General features: G+C 67.1%; 16 protein-coding genes. 11 read left to right on the plus strand and 5 right to left on the minus strand.

The genetic code is table 11. From position 1 onward, the window contains the following. Positions 1 to 58 precede the first annotated feature (58 nt). Positions 59 to 343 carry a CPBP family intramembrane glutamic endopeptidase gene (locus Y958_RS07090; protein WP_145727822.1) on the plus strand — a complete coding sequence of 95 codons (285 nt, stop codon included), beginning with the start codon at positions 59 to 61 and terminating at the stop codon, positions 341 to 343. On the opposite strand, the gene Y958_RS07095 is transcribed toward Y958_RS07090, so the two are convergent. The 3 genes from Y958_RS07095 to Y958_RS07105 all read right to left on the minus strand — a co-directional run bounded on the left by Y958_RS07095 (position 340) and on the right by Y958_RS07105 (position 3100). Continuing rightward, a complete protein-coding gene (locus tag Y958_RS07095; protein ID WP_088871446.1) occupies positions 340 to 801 on the minus strand; it encodes a hypothetical protein in 462 nt (153 codons plus the stop codon). The genes Y958_RS07090 and Y958_RS07095 overlap by 4 nt on opposite strands. 221 nt (positions 802 to 1022) lie before the next feature. Further along, positions 1023 to 1757 (minus strand): arginyltransferase, encoded by a 735-nt coding sequence (locus Y958_RS07100; RefSeq protein WP_088871447.1) that lies wholly within the window; start codon positions 1755 to 1757, stop codon positions 1023 to 1025. Positions 1758 to 1939: 182 nt separating this feature from the next. Further along, positions 1940 to 3100: a flagellar motor protein MotB gene (locus Y958_RS07105; protein ID WP_211098468.1), complete on the minus strand. Its 1161-nt coding sequence runs from the start codon at positions 3098 to 3100 to the stop codon at positions 1940 to 1942. 188 nt (positions 3101 to 3288) lie between these two features. On the opposite strand from Y958_RS07105, the gene Y958_RS07110 reads away from it, so the two are divergent. The 3 genes from Y958_RS07110 to Y958_RS07120 are packed head-to-tail and all read left to right on the plus strand — an operon-like array spanning position 3289 to position 5607. Then, positions 3289 to 4149: an alpha/beta fold hydrolase gene (locus Y958_RS07110; protein ID WP_088872539.1), complete on the plus strand. Its 861-nt coding sequence runs from the start codon at positions 3289 to 3291 to the stop codon at positions 4147 to 4149. Positions 4150 to 4198: 49 nt separating this feature from the next. Next, on the plus strand, positions 4199 to 5179 hold the full coding sequence (locus Y958_RS07115) for a YheT family hydrolase (RefSeq protein WP_244909218.1): 981 nt from the start codon (positions 4199 to 4201) through the stop codon (positions 5177 to 5179). 38 nt (positions 5180 to 5217) lie between these two features. Further along, complete coding sequence (locus Y958_RS07120; RefSeq protein ID WP_088871448.1) at positions 5218 to 5607, plus strand: VOC family protein; 390 nt, start codon at positions 5218 to 5220, stop codon at positions 5605 to 5607. Between the two features lie 50 nt (positions 5608 to 5657). Here Y958_RS07120 and hemB read toward each other — a convergent pair whose 3' ends face one another. Then, positions 5658 to 6680 carry a porphobilinogen synthase gene (gene hemB, locus Y958_RS07125; protein ID WP_088871449.1) on the minus strand — a complete coding sequence of 341 codons (1023 nt, stop codon included), beginning with the start codon at positions 6678 to 6680 and terminating at the stop codon, positions 5658 to 5660. Between the two features lie 319 nt (positions 6681 to 6999). On the opposite strand from hemB, the gene Y958_RS07130 reads away from it, so the two are divergent. The 3 genes from Y958_RS07130 (at position 7000) to Y958_RS07140 (ending at position 9107) form a co-directional block, all read left to right on the plus strand. Further along, positions 7000 to 8115, plus strand: coding sequence for an enoyl-CoA hydratase/isomerase family protein (locus Y958_RS07130; protein WP_088871450.1), 1116 nt, complete (start codon positions 7000 to 7002; stop codon positions 8113 to 8115). A 277-nt stretch (positions 8116 to 8392) separates the two neighbouring features. Next, complete coding sequence (locus Y958_RS07135) at positions 8393 to 8866, plus strand: MarR family winged helix-turn-helix transcriptional regulator (RefSeq protein WP_040845359.1); 474 nt, start codon at positions 8393 to 8395, stop codon at positions 8864 to 8866. A gap of 31 nt (positions 8867 to 8897) precedes the next feature. After that, on the plus strand, positions 8898 to 9107 hold the full coding sequence (locus Y958_RS07140) for a DUF6898 family protein (RefSeq protein WP_040845357.1): 210 nt from the start codon (positions 8898 to 8900) through the stop codon (positions 9105 to 9107). A gap of 128 nt (positions 9108 to 9235) precedes the next feature. On the opposite strand, the gene Y958_RS07145 is transcribed toward Y958_RS07140, so the two are convergent. After that, positions 9236 to 9679, minus strand: a complete 444-nt coding sequence (locus Y958_RS07145; protein WP_040845356.1) for a Ros/MucR family transcriptional regulator — start codon at positions 9677 to 9679, stop codon at positions 9236 to 9238. Between the two features lie 563 nt (positions 9680 to 10242). On the opposite strand from Y958_RS07145, the gene rpiB reads away from it, so the two are divergent. The 4 genes from rpiB (at position 10243) to ribD (ending at position 13733) form a co-directional block, all read left to right on the plus strand. Next, complete coding sequence (gene rpiB, locus Y958_RS07150) at positions 10243 to 10677, plus strand: ribose 5-phosphate isomerase B (RefSeq protein WP_088871451.1); 435 nt, start codon at positions 10243 to 10245, stop codon at positions 10675 to 10677. Positions 10678 to 10748: 71 nt separating this feature from the next. Continuing rightward, the gene (glyA, locus tag Y958_RS07155; protein WP_088871452.1) at positions 10749 to 12029 is read left to right on the plus strand and encodes a serine hydroxymethyltransferase; all 1281 of its coding nucleotides are present in this window, start codon (positions 10749 to 10751) and stop codon (positions 12027 to 12029) included. A 45-nt stretch (positions 12030 to 12074) separates the two neighbouring features. Continuing rightward, positions 12075 to 12536 (plus strand): transcriptional regulator NrdR, encoded by a 462-nt coding sequence (gene nrdR, locus Y958_RS07160; RefSeq protein ID WP_088871453.1) that lies wholly within the window; start codon positions 12075 to 12077, stop codon positions 12534 to 12536. 78 nt (positions 12537 to 12614) lie between these two features. Further along, on the plus strand, positions 12615 to 13733 hold the full coding sequence (gene ribD, locus Y958_RS07165) for a bifunctional diaminohydroxyphosphoribosylaminopyrimidine deaminase/5-amino-6-(5-phosphoribosylamino)uracil reductase RibD (RefSeq protein WP_244909219.1): 1119 nt from the start codon (positions 12615 to 12617) through the stop codon (positions 13731 to 13733). Positions 13734 to 13769 lie beyond the last annotated feature (36 nt).

Here is a 13769-nt window from a genome sequence, read left to right on the forward strand (position 1 = left end):
TGCGCATGGCCGTCTTCCTGCTTTTCGTGTCGCTGGCGCTGGTGGCAGTCGGGACACCGTGGCACGCCTGCGCCTTCGCCGCCTTAAAGTCGTGCTGATCACCCTGGCTGTGGGGGACGCGCCCTTGGGCATGGCCGCCTCGGCCCTGGTGTTCGGCTTGGCGCACCTGTATCTCGGATGGCGCGGGGGCGCGGCCACGACGATCGCGGGGATGTTCCTGTCCCTGGTCTACCTGGCGGCGGGCAACCTTCTGGTTCCCATCGCCGTGCATTTGGCCACGGACTGGGTCGGCCTGCTGGTGCTGCCCCGGCTGGTGGAATGGCGGCGGCCTGGCCAGCCTTAACGGGCGCGAACCGTGATGGTGAGGGTGTCGCTGAAGAAGCCGCCCCGGCGCACCGTCTGGCGCGGCAGGCTCAGCAGGATGCTACCGGTGCGCAGTTCCGTCTGCGGATCCAGGCGGTTGATCACCTGCGGCTCGTTCAGGGGGCTGCCGTTCACCTGATCGTAGGAGATGGTATAGGGGATTTTATTGCCGCTGGCATCGACCAGGGCGCCGCCGTTGTTGGACGACAGCACCACGGTGTAGCCCGCGGACTCGTTGCAGTGCTCGCCCAGGTCGCCCAGCGTGACGCTGCCGCCGTCCGTCGACAGGCTGGTGTCATCGGTGGAAACGGACACGAAACAGTTGGACTCCACCACCCCCTTCACGGCGATGTTCAGCGCCATCGCCGGCTTCATCGCCGGCAACGCCAGAACCAAGGCCAGGAACGCAGGGCGGATGAAACCGCTGACCGCACGCATGGAACGCAGGCACCCTTTTCTCAAGATCCTGGCGCGACACCCCCTATGGGTACCGCTGTCAGGCATATCGCAACGTAGCAATATACATGCCGTTAATTCAGCGGCCGTTTGACGGCGCCGACTCGTGCGCGGGCGGGCATCTCTTGCTCAATGAAAGAGGCTCTTTGCATTATGCAATGAATTTTGGAAATGTGACGGCGCGTGACGGCAGAAAGCCGGCGTCAGGGCGCCGGCTCCAACGGCAGCCAGCCGTCCCGGCCCAGGGCCTCCAGCGGCTGGAAGCGCCGCTTGTAATCCATCTTGCGGCTGCCCTCGATCCAATAGCCGAGATAGACGTGGGGCAGGCCCTCGCGGCGGGCTTGGTCCACCAGGGTCAGGATCAGGTGGGTGCCCAGGCTGCGTTCCGGCATGTCGGGGTTGTAGAAGCTGTAGACGGCCGAAAAGCCGTCATCCAGCCGGTCGGTCAGGATCGCCCCCATCAGGGTGCCGCCGCCGTCGCGCAGGGTGTACAGCCGGCTGTCGACCTGGCCTTCCTCGATCATGGCGGCGTAGTCGGTCATGCCCATGCGGCTCATGTCGCTGTCGCTGTGGCGCGCGGCCTGATAGCTGGCGAAGACCTGGAACTGTTCCGCCGTGGCGCTGGCCGGCTGTACGCCCGCCACCAGGTCGGCATTGGCGCGCATGACCTTGCGCATGGTCTTGTTGGGGCTGAAGGTGGCAACGGGGATGCGCACGGGCACACAGGCGGCACAGCCGCTGCAGACGGGCCGGTAGACGATGTCGTGGCTGCGGCGGAAGCCCGCGCGGGACAGGGCGGAATTGACCCCGCTGGCCTGCTGCCCCACCAGGCGGGTGAACAGCTTGCGCTCCATGCGCCCGGGTAGATAGGGGCAGGGCATGGGGCCGGAGCGGTAGAATTGCTGCAACGGCCGGGAATGGGGGGGGATGACGGACATCCGCGCCTTTCTTGAACGGTCAGGGCCCCTGGGACACCGCCCCGGGAGCAAGCGAGCGAATACTTAGGCCTACTCAAGAACCATGCCGGCCAGAACGATACCCGATGTCGGAGACTGGATGAACTTTACCGGGAGATGTAGGGCCATACCAGAGGCATTCCCTTTGGGGGTAATCGTGTTCTTCAGCGCCCGCCGCCTTCCGGCCGGCTGGTGACCGAGGGTGGCGGGGGCGGCACGGGCTGGCCGGCCGGGGTGGTGGGGATGCCTGTGGGCGTGGTGGCCGCGCCCCGTGGCGTGGCCGTTTCCGTCAGGGGATGTTCGCGCAGCACGGTGATGCTGATGCGCCGGTTGCGCGGCGACTTGGGATCCTCGGGGAAGAGCGGGTCGCGGTCGGCCAGCCCCACGACGGAGGCGATGCGATCCTCGGCCACGCCCGCGGCGGCCAGGGCGCGTCGGCTGGCATTGGCGCGGTCCGACGACAGTTCCCAATTGCCGTAGTTGCCGCTGGCGTTGTTGGCGAAGGGCGTGTTGTCGGTGTGGCCGGTGATGGACACCTTGTTGGGCAGCTTGGCCACCGCCTGCGCCACCAGCGACAAGAGCTGGGCCGTCTGCGTGTTCATCTTGGCGCTGCCGGACGGGAACATGGAGTAGCCGTCCTGGTCCACCAGGTTCAGCCGCTCCCCTTCCGGGGTGCGCTGCATGATGACGTTCTGCTGCAGGGCCTTCAGTTCCGGCACCTGCTGGATGGCCTGGCGGACCTCTTTCTCGATTTCCTTGAACTGCTGGTCCTCGTGCTGGGCCAGGGCCTGCTTCAGCTCCTGCTCGTCCACCTTGCCGTCGCCGTTCTGGTCCATGTCCAGCCGGCCGTCGCCCGACTTGCTGCCGTCGCTGCGCCCGCCGTTGCTGTCGGTGGTGCCGCTGGTCTTCTCATCCTTGCCGTCGGGCTTGCCTTGGGCCTCGTCCGTGGCGTCCTCCACCGACTGGAAGGCGTTGGAGGCCTGGGGGCGGGAGGGCAGCGGCACCGCCACCGAGGTGGGGGAGCTGTTGTTCATGGCCGCGCCGTTGACCGTGATGGTCTTGCCGCCCAGCACGCCGCCGGCGCCGCTTTCCTGCTTGGACGGGGTGGCGGGGCTGAAATAGTCGGCCAGGCCCAGCTTCTGCTCCGCCGTTGTCACGCTCAGCAGCCACAGCAGCAGGAAGAAGGCCATCATGGCGGTGACGAAGTCGGCGTACGCCACCTTCCAGGCGCCGCCGTGGTGCCCGTCGCCGCCCTTGTTCACCTTCTTGATGATGATGGGCGCCTTCTCATCGCCCCCCGCGCTGGCCAAGCCGGTATCCCCCATGCCTTCCGTGGGCGACCAGTGTAACCGGGGGCGGGGGCGGCGCGACAGATCCTAAATGGCCCGGCCGCGATGAACACCCCTCCCAGGCATACCCGGAACGATTGGTCGCGGGCGGCATATGGTCATGGCGCCGATGCTGGCCAAGGGCGGGCTTTCCCCGGGCCGGGGCCCATGGTATCGCTTTGACCATGGCGACCATGACCGAACATACCCTTCGGGGTTTCTCCGCCCTGGGCTTCCACCGCTTGGCCTACACGCAGTGGATGCCAGAGGGTGGGCTCCCCGGACGCACCATCGTTTGCTGCCATGGCCTCACCCGCAACGGCCGCGACTTCGACGTGCTGGCGGCGGACCTGGCGGACAGCCTGGGCGCCCGCGTGGTCTGTCCCGATGTGGTGGGCCGCGGCAAGAGCGGCACGCTGGCCAATCCCGACCTCTACGGCTACCCGCAGTACCTGGCCGACATGGCGGCGCTGATCGCGCGCTTGGATGTGGAGAGCGTGGACTGGGTCGGCACCTCCATGGGCGGTCTGATCGGCATGATCCTGGCGGCCCAGGGCGATACCCCCATCACCCGCCTGGTGGTGAACGATGTCGGCCCCCTGGTGCCCAAGGCGGCGCTGGAACGCATCGGCACCTATGTCGGCACCAACCCGGTGTTCGGTACGGTGGAGGAGGTGCAGCGCTACCTCAGCCTGGTCTACGCCCCCTTCGGCGACCTGACGGACGCGCAGTGGCGCCACCTGGCCGAGCACGGCTATTGGACGCGGCCCGACGGCACGCTGGGCCTGGCCTATGACACCGGCATCGCCCGCGCCTTCCAGACCCAGCCCATTACCGATGTCGATCTATGGCCGGTGTGGGGCATGATTCGCTGCCCCGTCCTGGCCATCCGCGGCCTGCAATCCGACCTGCTGACGGCAGAGATCGCGCAGGCGATGACGGAGCGGGGACCCAAGGCCACGCTGTTCGAGGTGGCGGACGCCGGCCACGCCCCGGCGCTGATGGATCCGGCGCAGCTGGCGGCCGTGCGGGACTTCCTGCGCTAGGGTGCCTCTCCCGCCCTTGCCCCCGGGCTATCCGCCCTTCCGGAGCCGCTTGCCATGGCTGGGGCCGGATCTGCAGACCCTGCGCAACACCCTGCGCCGGCCCCGGCATTCCCTGCCGGCGGGTGAGGCGCTTATCTTCCCCATGGATGATGGCAGCGGCGACAGCCTGGCCGGCACGCTGCATCACCCGGCGGTGCCGGCGGCCGCTCGTCCACTGGTGGTGCTGATTCATGGCCTGGCGGGGTCGGAGGACAGCCCCTACATCCGCGCCGCCGCCGGGGCGGTGCTGGCGCGCGGCCATGCCGTCCTGCGCCTGAACCTGCGCGGCGCCGGTCCCTTCGTCGGCCGGACGCGCCAGCGCTATCACGCCGGCCGCACGCAGGATGCCCGCGCCGTGCTGGCGCACCTTGCCACGACCCTGCCGGACCTGGCGGCGGCGGGTGTGGTGGTGGTGGGCTATTCCCTCGCCGGCAACATGGTGCTGAAGCTGATGGGAGAGGTGGGGGCGCTGCCCCCCATGGTGCGCGGCGGCGTGGCCGTGTCGGCGCCCATCGATCTGTCCGCCACCTCCCGCCGCTTCCTGAAGGCCCGCAACCGCCCCTACCACCTGTGGCTGTTGCGCCAGATGAAGGCGGAGACGCTGGCCACGCCGGCCGAGCCTGGAACGGCCGAGGCGGAGCGCCAGGCGGCGGTACGCCGCGCCCGCACCATCTACGACTTCGACGACGGCTATGTGGCGCCGGCCAACGGCTGGCGGGACGCGGAGGATTATTATCGCGTCAACAGCGCGCTCCAGTTCCTGCCCGCCATCACCCGTCCCACCCTGGTCATCCACGCGCTGGACGATCCCTGGATCGCGCCGGAGCCCTATCTGGCCTTCGACTGGGCGGCCCATCCGGCGCTGGTGCCCCTGATCGTGACCAAAGGGGGGCATGTCGGATTTCATGCCGCGCGCAGGGAGCAGGGCGCTATTTTAGGTGGTGAATGGCTCGATCGATGCCTGGTGCGTTTTCTGGAAACGCTGGCATGATGGGGCCGCGATAATAAACATATGGGAGGGTCATTCCTGTGCTGGATCACATTGGCTTCTCGGTCGCCGACTTCGCGACCTCCTCCGCCTTCTACGATCACGCCCTGGCCCCGTTGGGCATCACCCGCCTCATGAACATCACCGCGGAGATGACGGGCGCGGGCGACCATGCCGGCTACGGCAGCGACGGCAAGCCCTATTTCTGGATCGGCACGGGGCGGCGCCTACAGGGTGGCGCCCTGCACGTCTGCTTCGCCGCGGCGGATCGCAAGACGGTCAACGCCTTCCATGCCGCGGCCCTCGCTGCCGGCGGGCGGGATAACGGCGCGCCGGGCCTGCGCCCGCACTACCATCCCAATTACTACGGGGCCTTCGTGCTGGATCCCGACGGCCACAATATCGAAGCCGTCTGCCACGATCCCGAATGACGGAAAGGGCGGCGCGGACCGGATGCGCGTCCGGTCCGCGCCGTGCCCGGTCAGTGGCCGGCCCGCAGCAGCCGGGCGGCGTCGATGGCGCCATAGGTCAGGATGGCGTCGGCGCCGGCGCGCCGGAAGGCCAGCAGCGTTTCCAGCAGTGACTTCTCGTAATCCATCCAGCCGTTCCGGGCGGCCGCCTTCATCATGGCAAACTCGCCGCTGACCTGGTAGGCGAAGGTGGGCACGCCGAACTCCGCCTTCACCCGGTGGACGATGTCCAGGTAGGGCAGGCCCGGCTTCACCATGACCATATCGGCACCTTCCTCCAGGTCCAGCTGCACCTCGCGCAGGGCCTCGTTGGTGTTGGCCGAGTCCATCTGGTAGGTGCGCTTGTCGCCCTTCAGCAGGCCACCGGTCTTCACCGCGTCGCGGAAGGGGCCGTAGAAGGCGGAGGCGTACTTGGCGGCATAGGCGCATATGCGGGTCAGCTCATGCCCGCTCTCGTCCAGCGCATCGCGGATGGCGCCGACGCGCCCGTCCATCATGTCGGACGGGGCGATGATGTCGCACCCCGCCGCCGCCTGCACCAGCGACTGCTGCACCAGCACGGCCACCGTCTCATCGTTCAGGATGCGGCCGTCGGTAACGATGCCGTCGTGGCCGTGGCTGGTATAGGGGTCCAGTGCCACGTCGCCCAGGGTGCCGATATCCGGCACCTCGCGCTTGATGGCGCGGAGCGCGCGGCACATCAGGTTGTCGGGGTTGGTCGCCTCGCTGCCCATGGGATCCTTCTGGTCCGCCGGCAGGCAGGGGAACAGGGCCACGCAGGGGATGCCCAGATCGCGCGCTTCGGCCACGGCCGGCACCAGCAGGTCGATGCTGAGCCGCTCCACCCCCGGCATGGAGGCCACGGGCTCCCGCTGGTTCTCACCGTCCACCACGAAGACCGGCCAGATCAGGTCGTCGACCGACAGCCGGGTTTCCGCCACCAGCCGGCGCGTCCAGGCATCGACGCGGTTGCGGCGCGGACGCTGGCGGGGGTCGCCGCCGAAACGGCGGGGCAGGGAGGCATGATCAACCATGGGAAGGTCTCCAAGTCCTTGAGACGTTTGGGAATGACGTTGGGTAAGGAACCGGTGCCGGGAATGCTACGCCTGGGATCCCCGCCCCTCAAGCGCGCGGACGGGGGCGGGCCGCCCGCCCAGGTCAACGCTGCCCTGCCGGGGGCGGGGCCAGGGAAGGAGCCGGGGGCGGCGATGGCCGCTGGGCTGGCATTGCCCGGTGCCGCTCCTTATGATCTCCGGCAAATGATCACCGGCAACGGGCGGGCCTCCTGGCCGCCGCCCCACAGATAAATCCGAAGGCCCCGAGGGGCCTCGGCAAACTTCAGGGGATGAGGGAATGAACGAGACCGTGGACCTGGGTGCGGCGGAGCCCCACGTCATTTGCACTGTGCGCGGCGCCGTCGGCCATGTGCTGCTGAACCGGCCCAAGGCGCTGAACGCGCTGACCTTGGACATGATCCGCATCATCGATCCGCAGCTGGCCGCCTGGGCCCGGGACCCGGCCATCAAGGCGGTGGTCATCCAGGGGGCCGGGGATCGCGCCTTCTGCGCCGGCGGCGACGTGCGCGCCGTGTGGGACAGCGGCAAGGCCCGGCAGGCCGGGGAGGGGGACGGCGCCATCGCCCGCGACTTCTTCCGTGAGGAATACCGGCTGAACCGCCGCATCAAACGCTACCCCAAGCCCTACATCGCATTGCTGGACGGCATTACCATGGGCGGCGGCGTGGGCCTGTCGGTGCACGGCAGTCACCGGGTGACGACGGAGAAGACCCTGCTGGCCATGCCGGAGACGGGCATCGGCCTGTTCCCCGATGTGGGCGGCGGCTACTTCCTGTCCCGCCTGCCGGGGGAGCTGGGCACCTACTTGGCGTTGACCGGCGCCCGCCTGGGCGCCGCCGACGCCGCCTATGCCGGAATCGCCACCCACCACGTCCCCTCCGCCCAGCTGGGCGCGCTGCTGGAAGAACTGGCGGCGGTGAGTTATGGCGCGCAGGCGCACGCCACCGTCGATACCGTGCTGGCCCGCCACGCCGCCTTCCCCGGCGAGGCGCCGCTGGCCGCCCACACGCCCTCGATCGACCGCAGCTTCAACGCCGAAACCGTGGAAGATATCCTGGCCTGCCTGTGCGATGAAACGCAGGGCTTCGACGATTCCTGGGCGGCGGCCACGGTGAAGACCCTGTCGCAGATGTCGCCCACCAGCCTGAAGGTGACATTGAGCCAGCTGCGCCGAGGCGTGGCGCTGGAGATCGAGGACGTGCTGGTCATGGAATACCGTATGACCCAGGCGGTGATGGCCGGCCATGACTTTTACGAAGGAATTCGAGCGCAGCTGGTGGACAAGGACCGCCAGCCGAAATGGCGGCCCGCGACCCTGGCCGAGGTATCCGAGTCTGAGGTGGCGCGGCACTTCCAGCCGGTGCCGTCTGGGGATCTCACCTTCACCGATTGATGTACGCCGGAGCGGTAGTCCGGGTGGGAATCGGCCCGGCTATCCCTCCGGAAGAGATATGCCGGATAAACGGATAGCGGACCTACCCTTTAGGGGTAGGGAAGCATCGCCTTAACCGCCAGATTCTGAGCATTTCTTACATTATCGGGTCGATTACCCGGGGACGATGCGTTAAAGTCTTGTCCGTCCAATGGAATCTACGTATCCCAAATGGTTCGTGCCGGTTTACTTGCCGGCGAACACTCTATGTCGTCGGTTCAGTATGAAGGAGAGGGCTTTGAAGCAACCTTACTACGACAGCATCCTGTTGATCGAAAGGCTGCATCGGCACTTTCTGGAAGTGCTGAAGGTCGAACTGGACCGGCAAGGTGTGCAGGACATCAACAACGTCCAGAGCTTGATTCTCTATAATATCGGTGAGGATGAACTGACGGTGGGGGAGTTGACCGCGCGGGGCTACTACCTGGGGTCGAACGTCTCCTACAACGTCAAGAAGATGCATGAGAACGGCTATCTGACGCAGGAGCGGTCGGCCCATGACCGCCGGTCCGTGCGCGTCCGCCTGTCCGAAAAGGGCATCGCGCTGCGCGACAAGATCAACACCCTGTTCGAACGCCAGGTGGGTGCGCTGGGTGAGGCTGGCCTGTCGGCGGATGAGCTGAACAAGGCCAATGAATTGATGCGCAAGCTGGAGCGGTTCTGGACTTCTGCCCTGGACTACACCAACTATCCTGCCAGTTCCGCCGCCTGAACGTCGGCGTTTATTCCAAGCAGGGTGCCGGATGATGGCCGGGAACGACGAAGTCTATGTCGAATACCATCGGATCGGTCAGATCGTGAAGGCGACCGCCATCGACGCCAACACGGGCGTCGAGGTTTCGATTCAGGGGCCGGCCAACCTGCCGCAGGAACATTTGCGCCGTGTCGTGGTGGCCAAGCTGCGATACGTTCTGGCGAAAAGGCGTAACAAGCCGCGCGGGATACTGGCCTGAACCACCAGCCAAGTCTTTGTCCAAGTCTTTGTCCTGAGCCATAAATGAAAAACCGCCGCTCCTCATCGGGCGGCGGTTTTCATTTGGGCTGGCCCGGCCCCGGAAGGGCTGGGCCGTAACTCGATGGCTCAGGACGCGCGGCGGCGCGGCTGGTCCGCCGGGGCCTTGCCCAGGCCGATCTTCTTCGCGAATTCCGACCGCTGGGCGGCGTAGTTCGGGGCGACCATGGGGTAGTCGGCCGGCAGGCCCCACTTGGCGCGGTATTCGTCGGGGGTCATGTTATAGGTCGAGCGCAGATGCCGCTTCAGCATCTTCAGCTTCTTGCCGTCTTCCAAGCAGACGATGTATTCGGGGGTGACCGACTTGCGCACGGGCACAGCGGGACGCTGCGGCTCCGGCTGAGCTTCGACCTGCGGCGTGTCGAGGCCGGCCAGAGAGCTGTAGACCGTGCTGATGATCTCGGGAATCTGCTGGGCCGGCAGGGCATTTTTGCCAACATAGGCAGAGACGATTTCCGACGTCATCTGGAGAAGTTGAGACGCGCGCAGGTCGCCGTCCTGTTGTTCAATCATTTCAACTGCCTTGACACATTGGAACGAAGTGTGTGTACACCTCGCACAGTCATAATGTTATGTCAATGTTAATTCGGCTTGTCCTATCGACGTAGGGCTGGTCTTCATGCCCTTCATCAAGTGTTTAGCCGTGTTGACTTGAATGGGGATAGTTGGGCCGGATCCCATTGATTGTGATGTCCATCACATGTGGACAATTTTAGACGGATTGCGGGCTTCACCGTTGAGTTGCTGCATTGGGGTGCTATTGAGGACGCGGGCAGTTCTACTCGACGTTGTTGGGTGATCGCCACAACCACCAGCGCGTACGGGCCCGGCGCTTCGCCGCGTTCAGCCGCGGCGCCGGGTTTAGATCGGCGTGGCGGGCATATCCTGGCTGCGCCGCCAGCGGATCCCGGAACTGGTGCCGACGGGGCGCATCTGGTAGTGTCCACACGGTTTTTAGCCCCCACTTCTTGTGGCGCCGCACCATTCGCGGGCGCCCGGGCCCGGGGGCGGCGCCGGAGGGGCGGGCCATGCGGGCGCGCCCCCGGTTCGCGCGTTCACGAAATGGGTTGGGCCTCATGACCGCCAAGACGTTCGCCATCGCTTCCGATCACGCCGGCACCGAGCTGAAGGCCGCACTGAAGGCGCTGCTGGAAGAGCAGGGCGTGACCGTCCTGGACCTGGGCACCGATGGCCCCGCCAGCGTCGACTACCCCAATTACGCCGATGCCGTGGCGGCCGCCCTGGCTGACGGCCGGGCCGAGGCGGGTGTGTTGATCTGCGGCACCGGCATCGGCATCAGCATCGCCGCCAACCGGCACCGCCATGTCCGCGCGGCCCTGTGCCACGACATCACCACCGCCCGCCTCTGCCGCCAGCACAACGACGCCAACGTCCTGGTGCTGGGCGCCCGCATCGTCGGGCTGGAGGTGGCGCGCGATTGCACCTTGGCTTTCCTGTCCACGCCGTATGAAGGGGGACGTCACGCCCGGCGCGTTGCCATGCTGGGCTGAGGCGCTTTCCGGGACCGGCGCCCCGGCGCGGGTCCAGACGACGTGGATCCGCATCATAGAGGGTTGTCAGAATGGCTTTTACTCAAAGCGCCGGTTTCTTCAGCGACACGCTCGCGGCGGCCGATCCCGAACTGGCCCGCGTCATTGGTGACGAGCTGCGCCGCCAGCAGGATCAGATCGAGCTGATCGCGTCGGAGAACATCGTCTCCCGCGCCGTGCTCGAGGCCCAGGGCTCCGTCCTGACCAACAAGTACGCCGAAGGCTACCCGTCCAAGCGCTACTACGGCGGCTGCGAGTATGTCGACGTGGCCGAGCAGCTGGCCATCGACCGCGCCAAGGCCCTGTTCAACTGCGCCTACGCCAACGTGCAGCCGCATTCCGGCGCCCAGGCCAACCAGGCGGTGTTCATGGCCCTGCTGAAGCCGGGCGACACCTTCATGGGCATGGATCTGACGCATGGCGGCCACCTGACCCACGGGTCCGCCGCCAACCAGTCCGGCAAGTGGTTCAACGTCGTCAGCTATGGCGTGCGCCCGGAAGACCACCGCATCGATTACGAGGCGATGGAGGCCAAGGCCCGCGAGCACAAGCCCAAGCTGATCATCGCCGGCGCCTCCGCCTACCCGCGTGAGATCGACTTCGCCCGCTTCCGCGCCATCGCGGACGAGATCGGCGCCTACCTGATGGTGGACATGGCCCATTACGCGGGCCTGATCGCCGCCGGCGTCTATCCCAGCCCGCTGCCGCACGCCCACATCGTCACCACCACCACGCACAAGACGCTGCGCGGCCCGCGTGGCGGCATGATCCTGTCCAACGACCTGGACCTGGGCAAGAAGATCAACTCGGCGGTGTTCCCCGGCCTGCAGGGCGGCCCGCTGATGCACGTCATCTCCGCCAAGGCCGTGGCCTTTGGCGAGGCGCTGAAGCCCGAGTTCAAGGAATACGCCGCCCAGGTGAAGGCCAACGCCCAGGTGCTGGCCGACGTGCTGATCAAGGGGGGCTTGGACATCGTCTCCGGCGGCACCGACAGCCACATCGTGCTGGTCGACCTGCGTCCCAAGAAGCTGACGGGCCGCGACGCCGAGGTCAGCCTGGAACACGCCGGCATGACCTGCAACAAGAACGGCGTGCCCTTCGACCCGGAGAAGCCGATGGTGACCTCCGGCGTCCGCCTGGGCACCCCGGCCGCCACCACGCGCGGCTTCGGCACCGAGGAATTCCGCCAGGTCGGCGAGATGATCATCGAGGTGCTGGACGCGCTGGCCAAGTCCAACGGCGACAACTCGGCCGCCGAGGCGCGGGTGCGGGAAAAGGTTCAGGCGCTCTGCCGCCGTTTCCCGATTTACTGAAACAGGGCTGGTTGAACGGCCTTACACGGAGGGGGACCAGGAGTAATGCGCTGCCCGTTTTGTGGTAACGACGACACCCAGGTGAAGGATTCTCGGCCCACCGAGGATAACTCCGCCATCCGCCGCCGCCGCTTCTGCCCCTCCTGCGGCGCGCGGTTCACGACGTTCGAGCGCGTGCAGCTGCGTGAGCTGACCGTGGTGAAGGCGACCGGGCAGCGCGAACCCTTCGACCGCGAGAAGGTCTTGCGGTCGATGCGGGTCGCCTTGCGCAAACGGCCGGTGGACGCCGACCGCATCGACCGGGTGGTGAACTCCATCGTTCGCCAGCTGGAATCGTCCGGTGAGACGGAAATCCCTTCCAAGCAGATCGGCAGCATGGTGATGGATACGCTGGCCCAGTTGGACCAGATTGCCTACATCCGCTATGCGTCGGTCTACAAAGATTTCCGCGAAGTGGCCGATTTCAATGAGTTCGTCGGTCATCTTAAGACTGACCCTGAAGTCTGACGGCTTCACGGCGATAACAGGCGGGGCTTGAATAGGCCCCGCCTGCCGGCCCATCCTACGGGACTGAGGAGAGGCCGCATGACCCACACCCACTTTACCGCTGACGACGTCGCGCACATGCGCGCGGCCCTGTCGCTCGCCTCGCGCGGCTTGGGGCGCTGCTGGCCCAACCCGGCGGTGGGCTGCGTCATCGTCAAGGACGGCCGCGTGGTGGGTCGGGGCTGGACCCAGCCCGGCGGGCGCCCGCATGCCGAGACCGTGGCCCTGGCCCAGGCCGGCAACGCGGCGGAAGGGGCCACCGCTTACGTCACCCTGGAACCCTGCAGCCATGTCGGCAAGACGCCGCCCTGCGCCGACGCGCTGGTGGCGGCCGGCATCAAGCGCGTCGTCGTCGCCATCGGCGATCCCGATCCGCGCGTCTCCGGCCGGGGCATCACCCGCCTGCGCGACGCCGGCATCACCGTGGAATTGGGCCTGCTGGAGGATGAGGCGCGGCTGGTGACGGAGGGCTTCCTGCGCCGCGTCACCGAGGGCCGGCCCATGGTGACCCTGAAGCTGGCCACCACGCTGGACGGCCGCATCGCCACCAAGGCGCATGAAAGCCAGTGGATCACGGGACCCGTCGCCCGCTCCTGGGGGCATGGCCTGCGCAGCACCCACGACGCCATCATGGTGGGCATCGGCACGGCCCTGGCCGATGATCCGGAGCTGACCTGCCGCCTGCCGGGGCTGGAGGACCGATCCCCCATCCGCATCGTGGTGGACAGGCGCCTGCGCTTGCCGCTGACCAGCCGCCTGGTGTGCGACGCCCGCCGCGTGCCGGTGTGGGTGGCGACCCTGGCCGGCGGCGATGCCACCCGCCGCCGTGCCTATCAGGATTGCGGGGTGGACGTCATCGAGATCCCGGCCGACGCCGATGGCGTCATGCCGCTGGCCGACGTGCTGGCGGCCCTGGGCACGCGAGGCCTGACCCGGGTGCTGGTGGAGGGCGGGGCGCAGTTGGCCGCCTCCCTCTTCAAGGATGACTTGGTGGACCGCCTGGAATGGTATCGCGCCGCCAAGGTCATCGGCGGCGATGGCCTGGCGGCGGCCCATGGCTTCGGGCTGGAGCGGCTGAACGCGGCCCCGCGCTTCACGCTGGTGGACGTGCGTCCCGCTGGTGATGACAAGGCCGAGAGCTATCGCCGCATCGGGTGACCGGTTTGCGGTTTTGCGCAAGAAACGCCGCCATTT

Origin of the sequence: Nitrospirillum viridazoti CBAmc (assembly GCF_000730165.1) — a bacterium.
In the GTDB taxonomy this organism is placed as follows: domain Bacteria; phylum Pseudomonadota; class Alphaproteobacteria; order Azospirillales; family Azospirillaceae; genus Nitrospirillum; species Nitrospirillum viridazoti.

Coding starts and splice junctions, on each gene's coding strand:
- Y958_RS07095 (WP_088871446.1), bottom strand. CDS start 801: ATGCGTGCGGTCAGCGGTTTCATCCGCCCTGCGTTCCTGGCCTTGGTT.
- Y958_RS07100 (WP_088871447.1), bottom strand. CDS start 1,757: ATGTCCGTCATCCCCCCCCATTCCCGGCCGTTGCAGCAATTCTACCGC.
- Y958_RS07105 (WP_211098468.1), bottom strand. CDS start 3,100: ATGGGGGATACCGGCTTGGCCAGCGCGGGGGGCGATGAGAAGGCGCCC.
- Y958_RS07110 (WP_088872539.1), top strand. CDS start 3,289: ATGGCGACCATGACCGAACATACCCTTCGGGGTTTCTCCGCCCTGGGC.
- hemB (WP_088871449.1), bottom strand. CDS start 6,680: ATGGTTGATCATGCCTCCCTGCCCCGCCGTTTCGGCGGCGACCCCCGC.
- Y958_RS07130 (WP_088871450.1), top strand. CDS start 7,000: ATGAACGAGACCGTGGACCTGGGTGCGGCGGAGCCCCACGTCATTTGC.
- Y958_RS07140 (WP_040845357.1), top strand. CDS start 8,898: ATGATGGCCGGGAACGACGAAGTCTATGTCGAATACCATCGGATCGGT.
- Y958_RS07145 (WP_040845356.1), bottom strand. CDS start 9,679: ATGATTGAACAACAGGACGGCGACCTGCGCGCGTCTCAACTTCTCCAG.
- rpiB (WP_088871451.1), top strand. CDS start 10,243: ATGACCGCCAAGACGTTCGCCATCGCTTCCGATCACGCCGGCACCGAG.
- glyA (WP_088871452.1), top strand. CDS start 10,749: ATGGCTTTTACTCAAAGCGCCGGTTTCTTCAGCGACACGCTCGCGGCG.
- nrdR (WP_088871453.1), top strand. CDS start 12,075: ATGCGCTGCCCGTTTTGTGGTAACGACGACACCCAGGTGAAGGATTCT.
- ribD (WP_244909219.1), top strand. CDS start 12,615: ATGACCCACACCCACTTTACCGCTGACGACGTCGCGCACATGCGCGCG.